Origin of the sequence: Flavobacterium sp. Root420 (assembly GCF_001427905.1) — a bacterium.
Classification (GTDB): Bacteria; Bacteroidota; Bacteroidia; order Flavobacteriales; family Flavobacteriaceae; genus Flavobacterium.
This window is the reverse complement of record NZ_LMEF01000001.1, coordinates 754157-770130: the sequence shown is the minus strand read 5'-3', so window position 1 is coordinate 770130 and position 15974 is coordinate 754157. Positions and strand designations below refer to the sequence as shown.

Annotated in this window: 14 protein-coding genes; 5 read left to right on the top strand and 9 right to left on the bottom strand. The window is 33.4% G+C overall.

Annotated features, from left to right (window positions below):
* Positions 1-50: 50 nt before the first annotated feature.
* Together ASC72_RS24450 and ASC72_RS03375 are read right to left on the bottom strand one after the other, a co-directional pair.
* Positions 51-353 carry a porin gene (locus ASC72_RS24450; protein ID WP_241775603.1) on the bottom strand — a complete coding sequence of 101 codons (303 nt, stop codon included), beginning with the start codon at positions 351-353 and terminating at the stop codon, positions 51-53.
* A gap of 393 nt (positions 354-746) precedes the next feature.
* The gene (locus ASC72_RS03375; protein ID WP_082564223.1) at positions 747-3188 is read right to left on the bottom strand and encodes an arylsulfatase; all 2442 of its coding nucleotides are present in this window, start codon (positions 3186-3188) and stop codon (positions 747-749) included.
* Between the two features lie 300 nt (positions 3189-3488).
* Between ASC72_RS03375 and ASC72_RS03370 the strand changes: the two genes are divergently transcribed.
* On the top strand, positions 3489-4523 hold the full coding sequence (locus ASC72_RS03370; RefSeq protein ID WP_056186679.1) for a quinone-dependent dihydroorotate dehydrogenase: 1035 nt from the start codon (positions 3489-3491) through the stop codon (positions 4521-4523).
* On the opposite strand, the gene ASC72_RS03365 is transcribed toward ASC72_RS03370, so the two are convergent.
* Both ASC72_RS03365 and ASC72_RS03360 read right to left on the bottom strand, forming a co-directional pair.
* On the bottom strand, positions 4509-5225 hold the full coding sequence (locus tag ASC72_RS03365) for a DUF3307 domain-containing protein (protein ID WP_056186676.1): 717 nt from the start codon (positions 5223-5225) through the stop codon (positions 4509-4511). The genes ASC72_RS03370 and ASC72_RS03365 overlap by 15 nt on opposite strands.
* Complete coding sequence (locus tag ASC72_RS03360) at positions 5222-5836, bottom strand: SatD family protein (protein ID WP_056186673.1); 615 nt, start codon at positions 5834-5836, stop codon at positions 5222-5224. Before ASC72_RS03360 ends, ASC72_RS03365 begins: the two co-directional genes overlap by 4 nt.
* Before the next feature lie 212 nt (positions 5837-6048).
* Here ASC72_RS03360 and ASC72_RS03355 point away from each other — a divergent pair, with 212 nt between their 5' ends.
* The 4 genes from ASC72_RS03355 to guaB all read left to right on the top strand — a co-directional run bounded on the left by ASC72_RS03355 (position 6049) and on the right by guaB (position 10815).
* Positions 6049-6915 (top strand): hydroxymethylglutaryl-CoA lyase, encoded by an 867-nt coding sequence (locus ASC72_RS03355; protein ID WP_056186670.1) that lies wholly within the window; start codon positions 6049-6051, stop codon positions 6913-6915.
* A gap of 77 nt (positions 6916-6992) precedes the next feature.
* Positions 6993-7547 (top strand): hypothetical protein, encoded by a 555-nt coding sequence (locus ASC72_RS03350; protein WP_056186667.1) that lies wholly within the window; start codon positions 6993-6995, stop codon positions 7545-7547.
* Positions 7544-8944: a DUF5723 family protein gene (locus tag ASC72_RS03345; protein WP_056186664.1), complete on the top strand. Its 1401-nt coding sequence runs from the start codon at positions 7544-7546 to the stop codon at positions 8942-8944. Before ASC72_RS03350 ends, ASC72_RS03345 begins: the two co-directional genes overlap by 4 nt.
* Positions 8945-9342: 398 nt before the next feature.
* Positions 9343-10815 (top strand): IMP dehydrogenase, encoded by a 1473-nt coding sequence (gene guaB, locus ASC72_RS03340; protein ID WP_056186661.1) that lies wholly within the window; start codon positions 9343-9345, stop codon positions 10813-10815.
* 312 nt (positions 10816-11127) lie between these two features.
* Here the strand turns inward: guaB and ASC72_RS03335 are convergent, their stop codons facing one another.
* The 5 genes from ASC72_RS03335 to ASC72_RS03315 all read right to left on the bottom strand — a co-directional run bounded on the left by ASC72_RS03335 (position 11128) and on the right by ASC72_RS03315 (position 15934).
* Positions 11128-12009, bottom strand: a complete 882-nt coding sequence (locus tag ASC72_RS03335; protein WP_056186659.1) for a L,D-transpeptidase — start codon at positions 12007-12009, stop codon at positions 11128-11130.
* A gap of 109 nt (positions 12010-12118) precedes the next feature.
* On the bottom strand, positions 12119-12733 hold the full coding sequence (locus tag ASC72_RS03330; RefSeq protein WP_056186655.1) for a hypothetical protein: 615 nt from the start codon (positions 12731-12733) through the stop codon (positions 12119-12121).
* Positions 12734-12872: 139 nt separating this feature from the next.
* Positions 12873-13820, bottom strand: coding sequence for an alpha/beta hydrolase (locus ASC72_RS03325; RefSeq protein WP_056186917.1), 948 nt, complete (start codon positions 13818-13820; stop codon positions 12873-12875).
* A 1-nt stretch (position 13821) separates the two neighbouring features.
* On the bottom strand, positions 13822-15315 hold the full coding sequence (locus tag ASC72_RS03320) for a S41 family peptidase (protein ID WP_056186652.1): 1494 nt from the start codon (positions 15313-15315) through the stop codon (positions 13822-13824).
* 37 nt (positions 15316-15352) lie between these two features.
* Positions 15353-15934, bottom strand: a complete 582-nt coding sequence (locus tag ASC72_RS03315) for an NUDIX domain-containing protein (RefSeq protein WP_056186650.1) — start codon at positions 15932-15934, stop codon at positions 15353-15355.
* Between the last annotated feature and the right edge of the window lie 40 nt (positions 15935-15974).

Sequence of the window (15974 nt, the reverse complement as noted above, 5' to 3'; positions counted from 1 at the left end):
TATGAAAACAATATAGTTTTTATTCCTTTGTCTTTCCTGAAATTGGATAGTTATAATGAAATGTCCCATTGTATTCTGAAACGCCATCCAGCTTCTAATGGCAAGGTTTTATCCTGGAAACTAAAATAACTAAACTCTGAAGTAAGTTTATTTTTGTGTCCTTTAAAAAACCAATTAAATGCAACAGTCGTCTCATCTTGTAAATTCTGCCTAATTGAATTATCAGGGCGATAGGCGGCATGTCTTCCAGCCATTTCTAAATGTTTTGGCCACCAATCGAAAACATTATGAAAAAAATAACCAGCCTGAACGTAATAACCCTTTAATGTGGTTGTATCGACTATAGTCATCATAGGTTAACGGATCCTGATCGTTTGGAGTTGAAAACCGAAACTGTAACCGACTTTGTAATTGAAAAAGAAATTTGTTGTCTTTAGTTCTTAATTCAATTCCCTTTTCTCCATAACGAACATTAATCAGTTTTGTAGTGTCTTTTATTTGTTGTGCAAGTCCTTTTTGGCAAAAAAAAAGTATAAAAATCAGTAAGAGATATTCCACTTGACGGTAAACAAAATATTTTGATTTGAACATAGAATTCAATTTTTCAATTTATTAGTTACTTCAATTTTAGTATGTTAATGTGAGTTGTTAAATATAAATACACGAAATATTATAAGAAAAAGAGGTGTTGACAATATATTTAAAATTCATATCAACCTCTTTTAATATTCTTTTTAAAATTTAAATTAATCTCTGTTTAAAGCTCTTTTTGCTTCGCTTTCTAAATCTGCATATTCGATTTTTCCAACGTTTACGCCAACTCCTACAATTTCGCCTCCTTTAAAATCGCCGGGAGTTTTGTATTCTTTGCTTACTGCATCTCCACTGTCAAATCCTACGCAAAGTCCGTCTCCTGATAGCGTAAATTTCCCTGTTTGTGTTCGCATTGGCCCTGATGCTACTTCTTTTCCATCCATATAAAGTTTCATTTGACCAATTGATTCCCTATTTGGACCGGTTTTCTCACGAATAAATTCCATTCCAAAAACATGTTTGCCGGGTGTAATATCGATATTTGAAGTAAATTTTTGTTCAGGAGCAATACCTAAGAAGTTGTATACATAGTTTAATTTTTTATTTTTAATAAACAGTGTATGACCGCCAAAACGAGAACCGTGAGCAAATAAAACTCCATTGGCACTAACATCTTTTATATCAACATCTGCAATAATTTTATAAGAACGGCCGCGAACATTAACAGCTACTCCTTCTGGTACAGATGCTGTTCCCGGATAATAAATATACTGATCGCGAGCCGGTTCAGAAGAAGGTCTTTCTATTCCTAATTGCTCTATAGCCGTACGATCATCGAGTGGTAATACTAAGTTTTTAGCAGCTTCCTTATTCCATTCACTAATTAATTCCTTTAGCTTTTCAGGATTTTTCTTTGCTAAATTATTTGATTCAGCTCTGTCAACTTCCGTGTTGTAAAGCTCCCATTCATCTTTATCAAAATTTCCTTTTCCTGTCAAAGGAGCATGCAGTGCCACAGCTTTCCAACCGTCTTTCCATAAAGCACGACTGCCCAGCATGGCAAAATATTGAACATGTTTTTGAGTTGGTGTATCAGGTTTAGCATCAAAGCTATAACGCATAGAAACTCCTGATAATGGATATTGTGGAACTCCATGATATACTTTAGGCATTTCAAGACCGCAAATATCTAGTATTGTAGGAACAATATCAGTTGAATGATGAAATTGATTGCGGACTTCTCCTTTTGCTTTTATTCCTTTTGGCCACGAAATTACCAAAGGATCACAGGTTCCTCCAGCATATTCACTATATCTTTTAAACATTTTAAAAGGAGTAGAAAATGCGGCTGCCCATCCGGTAGGATAGTGCTCATAAGTATCTGGGCTTCCTAGTTTATCAATATATTTTAAATTTTCAGATAATTGGTCAGGATAGCCATTAAAGAATTTGTTTTCGTTTACAGAACCTGAAGGAGATCCTTCTCCAGAAGCACCATTGTCAGCAGCATAAATAACTACCGTATTTTCCAGTTGACCTGACTTTTCTAAATAATCAATTATACGACCAACCTGAGCATCTGTATATTCTGAGAACCCCGCATAAACTTCAGCCAATCGGGAAAATAGTTTTTTTTCATCAGCAGTTAATTTGCTCCAGTCCAAAACTTCATCACCTGGGTTAGAAACTCCCGGAGGAAGAGGATTAAATTTGTCAAAGTTTGTTCCAGCCGGAATAATTCCTTTGGCAATCATACGTGGCAGTACCCATTTGCGATAAGCATCATATCCATCATCAAATTTCCCTTTATATTTTGCAATATATTCTTCCGGAGCATGATGAGGAGCATGATTGGCTCCTGGGCAATACCATAAAAACCAAGGCTTAGAAGGATTTGTTGCTTTCTGATCTTTAATATATTCTAAAGCGTGATCTGCTAAATCTTTAGATAAGTGATAACCTTCTTCGGGACTGGCGGGAGCTTCAATAAAATGATTGTCTTCCGCTAAATCAGGATACCATTGATTGGTTTCACCTCCTAAAAATCCGTAATAGCGATCAAATCCCATTTGTAACGGCCAGGCACTTCGATTACCACCAGAAGCTACATCTTGTTCTGGAACATTGTGGTCTTTTCCGATCCAAAAAGTACTCCAGCCATTATCTTGAAGAATTTGTCCTATAGTAGCGACCTGTTTTGGAAACCTGCCGCTTGCTCCAGGATAACCGTTCGCTCCTTCGGTAATTGCGGCCATGCCATTAAGATGATGATTACGGCCTGTTAATAACGTAGAACGTGTTGGCGAACATAAGGCTGTAGTGTGCCACTGTGTATAAGTAATTCCGTTATCGGCTAATTTTTGTAAGGTTGGCATATTAATACCTCCTCCATACGGAGACCAGGCCGCAAGACCTGTATCGTCAAATAATATGAATAATATGTTAGGTGATCCTTTTGGTGCAGTTTTGGGAAGGTAGGGGGTCCAGTCACTTTTAGAATTTCGAATATCTAAATCTATTTTGCCATGAAAAGTTTCCTTGGTTACTTGTTGAGGATCAGCCTGAGCCGATGCTTTGTGTATTATGGCTGGTAAAAGACATAAAACAAACAACAGAATACTCTTTTTAAGTAGTTTAATAGTATTGACTTTCATAATTTTGAGTTATTAGTTAGTTTATAATATTTATTTACATCTAGGAATATTTATTTTGAAATAAAGAATTTTCAACAAGGATTTTCTTAAATTTTTCAAAATTAAGTAATAAATAAAGCGTGAAGTCTGTTGCAAGCTTGATGTTTGTTTCATTTTATAACTTGCAACGTTAAAAACATGATTTTGTCATCTCATAATTAATGAACCTGAAAACTATTAGAATTTGTTTTTTAGAAAAAATAGCCTCTTTCAAGTATTATAATTAAATTTGCATCCGAAAAAATAACACAACACATTCTTATGTATAAATTGATAATTCGTCCGATACTTTTTTGTTTTGATCCAGAAGAAGTACATTATTTTACTTTTTCATTTGTTAAATTCATTTCAAAGATCCCGGGAGTTTCATCAATTATAAAATCAATTTACGAAGTAAAAGACAGTCGTTTAGAGCGTGAAGTTTTCGGAATTAAATTCAAAAATCCGGTTGGGCTGGCTGCAGGATTTGATAAAGACGCCAAGTTATATAAAGAACTTTCGGACTTTGGTTTTGGTTTTATTGAAATAGGAACCATAACTCCGGTTGGTCAGGAAGGAAATCCTAAAAAACGTTTATTTCGTTTAAAAGAAGATCAGGCGATTATTAACCGAATGGGGTTTAATAACGGTGGAGTTCTGGAAGCTGTAGAACGTTTAAAAAAGAATTCAGGAGTTTTAATTGGAGGAAACATTGGGAAAAACAAATTGACTCCAAACGAAAACGCCGTTGACGATTATATCATTTGTTTTGATGCTTTGTTTGATCATGTAGATTATTTCGTAGTGAATGTAAGTTCGCCAAACACACCAAACTTAAGAGCTCTACAAGATAAAGAACCTTTAACTGCTTTGTTGCAAACATTACAAAACAGAAATGTAGAAAAACAAAAAACAAGTAGTCAAAAAGTAAAACCAATTCTTTTAAAAATTGCTCCGGACTTAACAGACGAGCAATTATTGGATATTATTGATATTGTAAAAACAACACAAATCGCTGGTGTGATTGCAACGAACACAACTATTTCAAGGGAGGGATTACAATCTGAAAATCAATCTGAAATGGGAGGGTTATCCGGAAAACCATTAACGAAACGCTCGACTGAAGTGATTCGCTTTCTTTCGGAAAAAAGTAATAAAGCATTCCCAATTATTGGAGTAGGAGGAATTCATTCTGCCGATGATGCAATTGAAAAGCTAAATGCCGGAGCAAGCTTAGTACAGTTATATACTGGCTTTATATATGAAGGTCCAGCCTTAATAAAGGCAATAAATAAAAAAGTTTTAGGGCAATTGTAAAAGAAGCGCCTGAACAATTAATCCGGTCAATATCGCAATTCCAAAACTGATTAGAGTACCAATTAAAACGTATTCGGTTAGTTTTCGGTCTTTAGCTTCTTGTAAATCTCCAAACCTAAAAATCGACTTGGCTGCCAATAAAAAACCGATCGCTTCAAAATGCCCTGTTAAGATAAAACAGAAGACAAATAATCTTTCTAAAATACCAATGTAGTTTCCTGCATGGGCAAGTGAATTATCGGCGTGGGTATTTTCATTTTCGGGACTCCAAATCGATATGATGGTTTTAATTATAATAGAAGCAGGTTTGGTTACCAATAAGATTCCGGTCAATAAAATCCAAAATTCATTGTCTTGCCAAAAATAAATAATGCTTTTGTTTTTATAGAGGAGTATAATCCCAATTAAAATCAAAATATGGGCGATTTGATCTGCAATAAACCAGATACGTTTTGTTTTTGGTTTCTGAAAATTTAATTTGATGACGTCAATAATTCCATGTGTAATGGCTATTAAAACAGCATATGGAATAAAGCTGATTTCCCAAACCAAAATTGCCGCTAAAACTCCATGTAGCAGAACATGAAAGTATAAGTAAATACTTTTATGTTTTTTAATTTCTTTATCGGCTACCCATGAAGTTGGTTGCCAGATAAAATCGCCCAATAAATGTGCTAACAGTAGTTTTATAAATAAAATCATGGGGCTGTAAGTTGTTTTATTTGTGTCCTAAAATAACGATCTAAATTCATAACCAAATCAAATTGAGCTCGCTTTTGTCTACGGCTCACGGCTGCTTGGTTGATACCTAATTTTTGACCCAGTTCTTCTTGTGATAAAGTTGGGTTTTCTATAGCGATTGCAACAAATTCTGCAGATTGTACCAGCCAGTTGTCCATAAAAGTCAAAGCCAGCTGAATCATCAAATTCATTTTTTCATCAATATCTGTATTTCCGGTTCGCATTGCTAAAGTTACTTTTTGCTTTTTTAAAGTTTCAAAAAGTTCTCCCGAATGTATAAAAGCACCACCGTTGCTTTCGGATATTTTTTCAGCATTATATGTTTTATCTCCAATCCCAATGCTCATCCTTGCGTCTAATTTTACGGCTCTTAAATGGGCTTTTATTAAAATAGCTGCTAATAAGGCTTCTTGAGGATTTTTTATTTCCACCTGAAATTCATCACCTCTGTAGACTTCCCATTGGCTTGGGGTTTCGCCAAACGGAGACAAGATTCTTTTTAAATCTTCGACCCAATCTTTCGATTTTTGCTGTCTCGAACCAATTATGTCACCAGTAATTACGCTTGTCATAGATTCAAATATAATTAAAAATAAATAAACTTAATATTACAAATATAAGGAATATTTTTTATTATTACGTTTTTACGTAATATTTGTAATTATTACGTTTTTAGGTAATATTGTAAAATATTACAATATTGAGTAATATTTGATTTAATGAAAATTATAACTTTTATTTCTTTAAAAAAGAAGCTAACTTAGCCTTCATAAAAGAATAAGTTTTGAATAAAGAGATCAAGATTATCGAATGTCCGAGAGATGCCATGCAAGGTATCAAAACCTTTATTCCGACAAAAAATAAGGTTTCATACATCCAGGCATTGCTTCGGGTGGGTTTTGATACCATTGATTTTGGAAGCTTTGTGTCTCCAAAAGCGATCCCGCAAATGCAGGATACGGCCGAGGTTTTAGCACAACTTGATCTTTCTCAAACTACAAGTAAATTGCTGGCGATAATTGCCAATACACAAGGAGCAGCAGCAGCTTCAGAACATGAAGTAATTCAGTATTTAGGATTTCCTTTTTCTATTTCTGAGAATTTTCAAATGCGAAATACCCATAAAACGATTGCTGAATCATTAATTACTCTGGAAGAAATTCTTGAAATTGCCGATAAGAAAAATAAAGAAGTCGTAACCTATCTTTCAATGGGTTTTGGAAATCCGTATGGAGATCCCTGGAATGTTGAAATAGTAGGCGAGTGGACCGAAAAACTTTCAAAAATGGGAGTTAAAATCTTATCACTTTCCGATACAGTCGGAAGTTCTACTCAGGAAGTGATCACTTATCTTTTCTCTAATTTAATTCCAAAATATCCTCAGATAGAATTTGGTGCACATTTACATACAACTCCTGATAGCTGGTTCGAAAAAATAGATGCAGCTTCAAAAGCAGGCTGTACTCGCTTTGATGGAGCTATTCAAGGTTTTGGCGGATGCCCAATGGCTACCGATAAATTGACCGGAAATATGCCTACAGAAAAACTGATTTCCTATTTTACTGCTACTAAAAAAACAACAGGATTAAACTCCTTAAGTTTTGAGAGTGCTTATAATGAAGCTTCAAAATTGTTCGGGAAATTTCATTAAAAAGTAGTATATTTATTATTTATATGTAATAACTATCAATAAATCAGCGTTATTACTGACTATCTAATTCGGTACTAATGAAAACAAATATCCTAAAAAGCGTAATTAAAACTTTAGTTTTTGTATTCTTATTCATTTCATGCTCGAGCGATTTAGATTTTGATCAGGTTAACGATCTTACGTTAAAACCTGTTTTCGTCGCTAATCTGGCACATTTCAATGTTCCTGCCAATCAATTTGTTGTTGACGGTCAGGCACAACAATTTGCATCTGATATAGAGGAATTTGATGCTTTTAGAAAGGAATTTTTTAATGAAAATCTGGTTAAGGCTGAATTGAATTTTGAAATCGAAAACAACATAAACAGAGCTTTCACCCTCAATATATTACTTTTAAATGATAATGATAAGGTTCTTCAAACGATCCCGTTTGCGATTCCGGCCTATTCAGGAACTTCAAATGTAATAAAATACCCTACAGAAGTTTTTGAAAACGAAAGATTAAGACTTTTAAAGCACACTACAAAAGTTGGTTTTTTAATTCAGGTAGCTTCCGGTCCGCCTATAGACGAAAACAGTTTAGGTAATTTAAAATTACGATCAAGTGCAACCGTTTATATGGAAATCGAATGAGAAAAGCGTGCTTAATTTTAATGCTGTCTTTGCAGTTAATTTGTTTTGCCCAAAACAGATCGCTCTTGTATAATTTTACATCAATTCCGCAATCGTCATTGGTTAATCCGGGCGCTGATGTTTCGTATAAATATTACTTTGGAATTCCTGTTTTATCCGGAATTTCGGCTAATTTGGGTTCAAGCAGTTTCTCGGCTTATGATTTATTTGCCAATAATGGAGTTGATTTTAATGATAAAGTCCGAAATATTATAAACAAATCATCAAACAAAGACAAAGCTCAGGTCAATGAACAATTAGAATTGTTTTCCGGTGGTTTTAGGGTTGGAGGCGAAGACAGTCAATCTTATATTTCATTTGGAGCTTATCAGGAGTTTGATTTTTTAATGTACGTTCCAAAAGACCCTGCTGTATTTGTCTTAGACGGAAATAAGGATTATGTCGGAAAATCATTTAATTTGGCCGATATCAATGTAAGAGCCGAAGTGCTCTCTGTTCTTCATGTCGGGTTTCATAAAAAATTAAACGAAAAAGTGGTTTTAGGAGGCCGTGCCAAATTATATTCAAGTGGTGCTAATGCTACATCGACACGAAATTCAGGATTTATTTACACAGCTCAAAATGAGGGTACTCCAAATATTTACACGCAAATAATTTCCTCAAATCTGGAACTTAGGACGTCCGGAATTGCAAAATTTACCAAAGATGAATATGAAGGAAGTGTTGCAGAAGATATCGCGCACAACACCTTTTTTAATGGGAGTTTAGGTTTGGGTTTTGATGCCGGAATTACGTATTACTTCAGAGACAATCTTCAGTTTACGGCAAGTATTATTGATCTGGGATTTGTGAATCAGTCTAAAGATATCGAAACTATAACCTATAAAGGAACTTATAGATACGAAGGTGCAAATCCTGTTTTCGACAATACAAATAATCCTGATGATGTCTTTGATGATTTTGAAAAAGCTATTCCACGTGATACGCTTTATAATAAATATACCACCTGGCGCCCAACCAAATTGTATTCTTCTGTTCAATATTCTTTCGGAGAATACAGGTCAGATGAAGAATGCAATTGTAAAGCGTCCGCCAAAAGAAGATACCTTAATGCAGTTGGGGGTCAATTGTTTGCTATGACAATGCCAAATGCACCTTTTGTAGCTTTTACGGCTTTTTACAAACGAAGTATTTTCGAAAAATTAGATTTCAAGGCCACTTATACATTCGATTCTTATTCCAGTAAAAATATTGGCTTGGGACTTTCGGGAACAATAGGAAAAGTCAATATCTATGCACTCGTCGACAATATCCTTGAATATAGAGATGTCTCGAAGGCAAATAGTCTCGCGTTTCAATTCGGAATCAATTTTATTGTCCCTGCATCAGATGATTGACTTTTTCCACCATATAAGTAATGTAAGTTCATGTTATTTTGTTGCGTGATTTAGCGAGATAGCGATCATATAAAATAAGAGAAAATCAATTCCTTATATGATTTAAAAAAGACGCCGATTTTAATTGATTTTCCACCATATAAGTAATATAAGTTTATGTTATTTTGCTGGGTGATTAGCGAGATAGAGGTCATAAAAAAATATTTAATACACCCGTATTTCTTATATGATTTAGAAATCACCGCTTAATATATAGACAAAAATCTTATATCACTTCTATGAACTTATATGGTTCAAAAAAGACATGCATGGGTTCAAAAAAAAATTAAGAATAAGTTAGTATTCTTGTTTCCAATTTATTCACTATATTTGCACGCAATTCAACTAGAAATTGCAACATGATAGCACACAACTCCAAGATTATCGGCGAAGGTTTAACTTACGACGATGTATTATTAGTACCTAACTACTCTAATGTGCTTCCTCGCGAAGTGAGTATCAAATCAAAATTCTCAAGAAATATAACACTAAACGTTCCTATAGTATCAGCTGCTATGGATACCGTTACTGAAAGTGCAATGGCAATCGCTATGGCGCAAGAAGGCGGAATTGGTGTTTTACATAAAAACATGACCATCGAGCAACAAGCTGCGAAGGTTAGAAAAGTAAAACGTGCAGAATCCGGAATGATTATCGATCCGGTAACCTTACCAATGACTTCAACAATTGCAGATGCAAAAAATGCAATGAAAGAATTCGGAATTGGCGGTATTCCAATTGTTGATGAAAACAGAATTTTAAAAGGAATCGTAACCAATCGTGATTTACGTTTCGAGAAAAACGGAGCAAGACCAATTGCTGAGGTAATGACAAGTACAAACTTAGTTACTGTTGCCGAAGGAACTTCATTAGAACAAGCCGAAGTAGTTTTACAAGGCCACAAAATTGAAAAACTACCAGTTGTAAATGCTAATTATGAGTTAGTTGGTTTAATTACTTTTAGAGATATCACAAAATTGACTCAAAAACCAATCGCTAACAAAGATGTTTACGGACGTTTAAGAGTTGCTGCTGCTATTGGAGTTACCGGTGATGCAGTTCAGAGAGCTGAGGCATTAGTTGCTGCAGGTGTTGATGCTATTATTATTGATACCGCTCACGGGCATACTGAAGGTGTAGTAAACACATTAAAAGAAATAAAAACAAAATTCCCAAATATTGATGTAATTGTTGGAAACATTGCAACTCCTGAAGCCGCTAAATATTTAGTAGCCAATGGTGCTGACGGTGTAAAAGTAGGAATCGGACCTGGTTCTATCTGTACAACCCGTATCGTTGCAGGTGTTGGTTTTCCTCAGTTCTCAGCAGTTTTAGAAGTTGCTGCAGCTATCAAAGGAACTGGAGTTCCTGTTATTGCTGATGGTGGAATTCGTTACACAGGAGATATTCCTAAAGCTATCGCTGCAGGTGCTGATTGTGTAATGTTAGGGTCATTATTAGCCGGAACAAAAGAATCTCCGGGTGAAACCATTATTTTTGAAGGAAGAAAATTCAAATCTTACCGAGGAATGGGGTCTGTTGAAGCCATGCAAACAGGTTCTAAAGACCGTTATTTTCAGGATGTTGAAGACGATGTAAAAAAATTAGTTCCGGAAGGAATTGTAGGTCGTGTTCCTTACAAAGGAGAATTAAACGAAAGTATGCTTCAATTCATTGGTGGTCTTCGTGCCGGAATGGGATACTGTGGTTCAAAAGATATTCCGACTTTACAAGAAACAGGGCGTTTTGTTAGAATCACGTCAAGCGGAATTACTGAAAGTCACCCACACAACGTAACTATTACAAAAGAAGCTCCAAATTATTCAAGATAATTTTAGTTTTCGATATAAAACAAAAGGCATAAGAGTTTAAATCTTATGCCTTTTTTATTTTTAATCTTCTCTGAAATTAAGATCACTTTTGTTTAATTCGTTAATAAGTTAAATTTAACCGCAAAGTTCACAAGGTTTTACGCAAAGTTCGCTAACTATTTCGTGCAAAGTCGCGAAGTCGAAAAGTTTATTTTCTTTGCGACTTCGCGACTTTGCTTGAGATTATGTTTATACACATAAAATGAAAAAATCAGCTAAAAACAATTGCTTTAGCTGATTTCAGAAATGATATATTTATATGTAAATGAAGATTTACGATGTTGGAGTTTGATCTCCTTCTCTAAGTTTTTGATTGTCTAATATTTTCTGTAAAAAAGGTTGAACCTGAGCTTCAATTTCAGATTCTGAAATATTTAATGCTTTTGGATCGTTCACTAATTCAAACCACGGTTTTGGCCCGTCAAAATTATAACTTCCAAAAACAATTACCGGAGTTCCTTTCACTTTTACATTTTCACTATCTTTCAAAATCCATTCGTCTGCCCATTTATAAAGGTGTTTTGCATCTTTTTCTAGTAAACGTAAGCAAGAATGAGAGGCAGGATAACCTGGTAATTCATATTCGTGAAAACCAACGCCTAATTTATTTTCGATATTAAAGTTCCATTTTAAGTCCCACTCATCGTTAAAGGTACTAGTCGTTTTTTCGGCTTTCCAATTGGTGAAAAATAATCCGGTTGGTGTTGGATCTTTTTTTCTTCCCATATTAGTTGGCCCTGTATATACTAATTCACCATTTTCATATGCAGCAAAAGTTTGAGTAGGATAGGAGAAAATCAACACTTTTGAAACCTCTTCTAAAGCAGCAACATGCAAGGGAAATGGAAGGTAATAAACCAAATCACCGCTAAAATCAGTCGGAATTACAACTGAATCCATTTTGATTAAATTTGCTTTATCGGTTCTGTTGACAGCATAAGCAATATCAAGTTTAGTTGAGTCGCCTTTGATAGAGTCAAGCCATTGTTTTGTTTTTTCAAATTTAAAACTAACAGATGATTCTGGTTTTTTGTATTCAACTGTTTTGTGATTATTTGCTTCCGTTCTTTTTATAGTTTTGCTTTTTACGCAAGAACCTAATAAAACCAAAACAACTAAAAGCATAATATTTGAAGTGTAATATAACTTTTTCATAAAACTGGTTTTTTATTGATGTAAAGTTATTTTAATACTCGTTCAAATGAATTACACAATTTGCAGAATAGTTTATTTGATTATCATTTTGAATTATCGAATAATGAAGCTATTGTAATTTGAAATAAGTTTTTGTCACTGTTCCACAAATTATTTCTGTTCTTCCGGTTTCAGTTTTATCTCCAGTATAAGTTAAGTTTAAATACCCGGTTTTTTCATCTATAGAATATTGCCAAATTTCATTATTAGAATAAATTAATTCAGAATATGATGAATCGCCACTTAAAGAGTCCGAATAAAGTATTTTTTCAGGTTTGACTAACTTCCAGCTCTTAGCATTTTTTATCAATTCGTAAAACTGAATTTCGTTGCTATTTATTTGGATCATTTTACCAACTATACTGTCTTCTCGCATAACCCAGGAGGGAACATCATCAAACATTTTCCAATTTCCAGTCAATTCGGTAATTAGATTTTTTCGGAGAATTATTTTTAATGAATCTGCTCTTTTAACAGAAATATTTCCAATTAATGTTTTTGAATTAAGTCTATTAACATAATAAAATGAATTTATAGCAGTCGTCAAATAAGCATTTTTTAAATACTCATTTGCTAAATTGAATTCTTTCGTTTGTAAATCTTCTGTATCATTATTATCTTGAGAAAATACTGGTATGGATAGTAAGAATGCTACAGCGAATATTTTTATTCTAATTAAATGCACAACTATTTTTATTTTAAAGGTATTTAAAATATTTCTAAATCAGCCCTTTTATCTTAGCATGTTGCAACAAAATAATAGTTTCAACATAAATAATTTCGCAGGATTTGAGCAAAATTAGTTTTTTGGTTTTTTAAATGTTTTAATTACTAGTGGTTATATTTATAAAAGTAGAAATATTTTTGACCCATTCTTTTTTGTTCTTTATAAGATAATTTTCGTGCCCTGTATTTTTATAAGTAATAAGTTCCTTTTGTCCTGTTAGGTTTGCAAAAATTTCATCAATTTCCTTTCGACTAACACTTTTATCTTTTTCTCCGTAAAGAAGTAGAGTTGGACAATTTATATTTTTCGCATATTCCGTTGGATTGTGATTAAATCCCCAAAATCCATTTTGAATGCCACCCCAGAAAAGTAAAATTCGTGCCATAGGAAAAGTTGGTGCATTCATTTTTTTAAATCTGGCACAAACTGTTGTATACATTGATCCAAACGGGCATTCAATGATTATTCCTTTCGGTTTTATTTTAGTATCATTAATGCATTTCATGATAGCAACAGCCCCCATCGAAGTGCCAAATAAGTAAATATTTTTTTCTCCTGTTCGATGTAAGTAATCAAATGAAGTTTTTACTTCTTCAGCCTCATTAAAACCAATTGTAGTCTGGTTTCCTTGAGAATTTCCACTTCCCATAAAGTCGACAAGCATAGTATTGAAACCTAATTTTATAAATTCGTCAGATTTTGAAATCATGGAAGATTTTTCTCCGCCATAACCGTGAAATAATATAATTGTACCTTTTGATTTCTCGGTTTTAATTAGCCAGCATTCAATTTCTTTATTGCTATGTAGTTTTAAAGTTTTATATTTTTGAGTGGGAAATTTTGTGTTTTTGGGTTTAGGATTATTCACTCCAAAAAATAAAGTTTTTACTTTTTCAAACGACGATATTTTTTGGGGACTTTTTGTTTTTTCAGGATTATCGTCTGCAAAATGGGTGAATCTATAAGCATGAAAAAAAGCAACAATATTCATTATTATAAAAAGGAATACTAATATTCGAAGATATTTATTCTTAAATAATTTCATTTTATTTTTGATCAATAAGTTTTAGAGTATATTCAAATTGAGTATCCTTGTTTTGTAAAAAGTCTTCTAATGTTTGTTTGACTATATGATCTGGAATGATTCCTCTTCCAAAAATCTGATTTGTTTTTTTGGGAACATCCTGATCTAAATTTACAATCGAAAATTGTGTTTTAATTTTTGTATTTGGCAATTCATATTCAATAGGAGTATGGCCATTATGGCCAAAATAACCTCCCATAGTTTCTTCTCCAATTGTTATTGCATTGGTATTTCCCGCAACTAAAGAAGCAAAAAGTGAACCTGCCGAAGCTATTCTAGGACTTAGTAATAAATAAATCTGCCCCTTAAAACTGTTTTTGTCCGGTTGCAATAAAAGGTTGAACTTTTTGTCCTGATTGTATTTACCATTTTCTAATTTCGGAAATTCTTCTTTTAAATCGGCTTCAAAATCATTTCTTTCTTCCTGTTGCTTTTGAGGTTCGGTTTCTTCATAAACTAAATAATTTGGAAACGGAATATTCTGAAAAATAACATAGGCATCAGTATTTTCCCGAAAAGGCTTTTGAGCGAGATAAGAAAAGCTTACAATGTCGTTTGGGTCAGTGCCTCCGCCATTATTTCGTACATCGACAATTAAGTTTTTGATTTGTGAATTATTAGAAAGGTATTTAAAACAGCTGTCTAAATAAGTTTTATATGCCAAATGTTCTTTGTCTTTAGCATTTCTTCCAATCGAAAAAGTATGGATCGAAAGCAAAGCTGTATTTTGAGAAACAATTTTAAAAGAATATTTTTCTTTGGCCCTACTATATTGTAAGCTGTCAAAAGGAAGTGAAAAACGATTTTTAAAATTTACTTTTCGGGCTTCATTTGAAATTCCTAAAACCGTTTTAATTAGTTTTTGAGTTTGATTCGGGAGTGAATATTCAACTTTGAATTTTTTTTGAGAGCCGTATTCTATTTCAAAATATGTAGCAAAAGAACTTCCAATTCCAATTGCTTTTCCAGAAATATTATAACCATCTGTTGTATAATATTTATAAAGTGATTTTAAAAAATTATTGGTTTTAATTCCGTTAAGACTATGAATTTTAGAACCTAAAGGGATTTCAGAATTCTTAAAATTGATTAATAAATTGTCCTCTATAAGTTTCACCGGATAAGGAAAAAAAACACTTCCAGACGCGTTTTTATTTTCAAACCCATCTGGAAGACTTGTGTCATTATGTAAACTGCCTTCGAAATTAGTGATTTCTAAAATTATTTTATAAAAATCAAGCAGTGTTTGAGGTTTGTTGATTTTTGAAAATGCCCAGGAATAAATACTGTCAATTTGCTGCTTCGTTTTGTATTTATATAATCCGGAATTTGCTTTTTCTCTTATTTCCTTAAAAATCGTCAGATCTTGTTTTAGTTTTTCGACTGGCCATTTTTCGTTTTGTGAACTCAACATAAATGGGAAAAACAGAAAAAGTACTATTTTAATTTTGAACATTTTTAGTCTTTTAAGTAGTTAAAAATACTCAAAAAATCTAAATCAATCCCTTTATCTTAGCATGTTGCAACAAAATAATAGTTTTGGCATCAACAATTTCACCAGATTCGATCATCGCATAAGCTTCATCAAAAGTATATTCTAAAACCTGAATGTTTTCTTGTTCGGAAGCTAACCCACCGCCATCGCTCACTTTCATGCTTTCGTCATATTCGCCGGTAAACAAATATAAGATTTCTGTTACAGCTCCTGGAGACATATAAGTTTCTGTAACCTTATCCACTTTTTTAATGCGATACCCTGTTTCTTCTTCGGTTTCACGAATGATACATTCTTCCGGATTATCTTCATCTAAAAGTCCCGCGCAAACCTCGATCATCATTCCGGTTTTATTTCCGTTAAGAAAAGTGGGTAAGCGAAATTGTCTTGTTAGAATAACCGTTTTTTTAGTTGAATTGTATAATAAAATTCCGGCACCGTTTCCGCGATCATACACTTCGCGAATATGAGTCTGAACTTTTTCGTTTTCTTTTTCATAAGTAAAAGTTACCTTATTAAGCATGTACCAATTGTCTGATAATAATTTAGTTTCTGTAACTTTAATTTCCGGGTTTTTCATGGCGTAAATATTTGTATAAAAAAACGCCCTGATTGTCAGA

What these genes read in the sequence shown, in the direction of transcription:
- ASC72_RS24450 (WP_241775603.1), bottom strand. Translation starts at nt 353, where the DNA reads ATGATGACTATAGTCGATACAACCACATTAAAGGGTTATTACGTTCAG.
- ASC72_RS03375 (WP_082564223.1), bottom strand. Translation starts at nt 3,188, where the DNA reads ATGAAAGTCAATACTATTAAACTACTTAAAAAGAGTATTCTGTTGTTT.
- ASC72_RS03370 (WP_056186679.1), top strand. Translation starts at nt 3,489, where the DNA reads ATGTATAAATTGATAATTCGTCCGATACTTTTTTGTTTTGATCCAGAA.
- ASC72_RS03365 (WP_056186676.1), bottom strand. Translation starts at nt 5,225, where the DNA reads ATGATTTTATTTATAAAACTACTGTTAGCACATTTATTGGGCGATTTT.
- ASC72_RS03360 (WP_056186673.1), bottom strand. Translation starts at nt 5,836, where the DNA reads ATGACAAGCGTAATTACTGGTGACATAATTGGTTCGAGACAGCAAAAA.
- ASC72_RS03350 (WP_056186667.1), top strand. Translation starts at nt 6,993, where the DNA reads ATGAAAACAAATATCCTAAAAAGCGTAATTAAAACTTTAGTTTTTGTA.
- ASC72_RS03345 (WP_056186664.1), top strand. Translation starts at nt 7,544, where the DNA reads ATGAGAAAAGCGTGCTTAATTTTAATGCTGTCTTTGCAGTTAATTTGT.
- guaB (WP_056186661.1), top strand. Translation starts at nt 9,343, where the DNA reads ATGATAGCACACAACTCCAAGATTATCGGCGAAGGTTTAACTTACGAC.
- ASC72_RS03335 (WP_056186659.1), bottom strand. Translation starts at nt 12,009, where the DNA reads ATGAAAAAGTTATATTACACTTCAAATATTATGCTTTTAGTTGTTTTG.
- ASC72_RS03325 (WP_056186917.1), bottom strand. Translation starts at nt 13,820, where the DNA reads ATGAAATTATTTAAGAATAAATATCTTCGAATATTAGTATTCCTTTTT.
- ASC72_RS03320 (WP_056186652.1), bottom strand. Translation starts at nt 15,315, where the DNA reads ATGTTCAAAATTAAAATAGTACTTTTTCTGTTTTTCCCATTTATGTTG.
- ASC72_RS03315 (WP_056186650.1), bottom strand. Translation starts at nt 15,934, where the DNA reads ATGAAAAACCCGGAAATTAAAGTTACAGAAACTAAATTATTATCAGAC.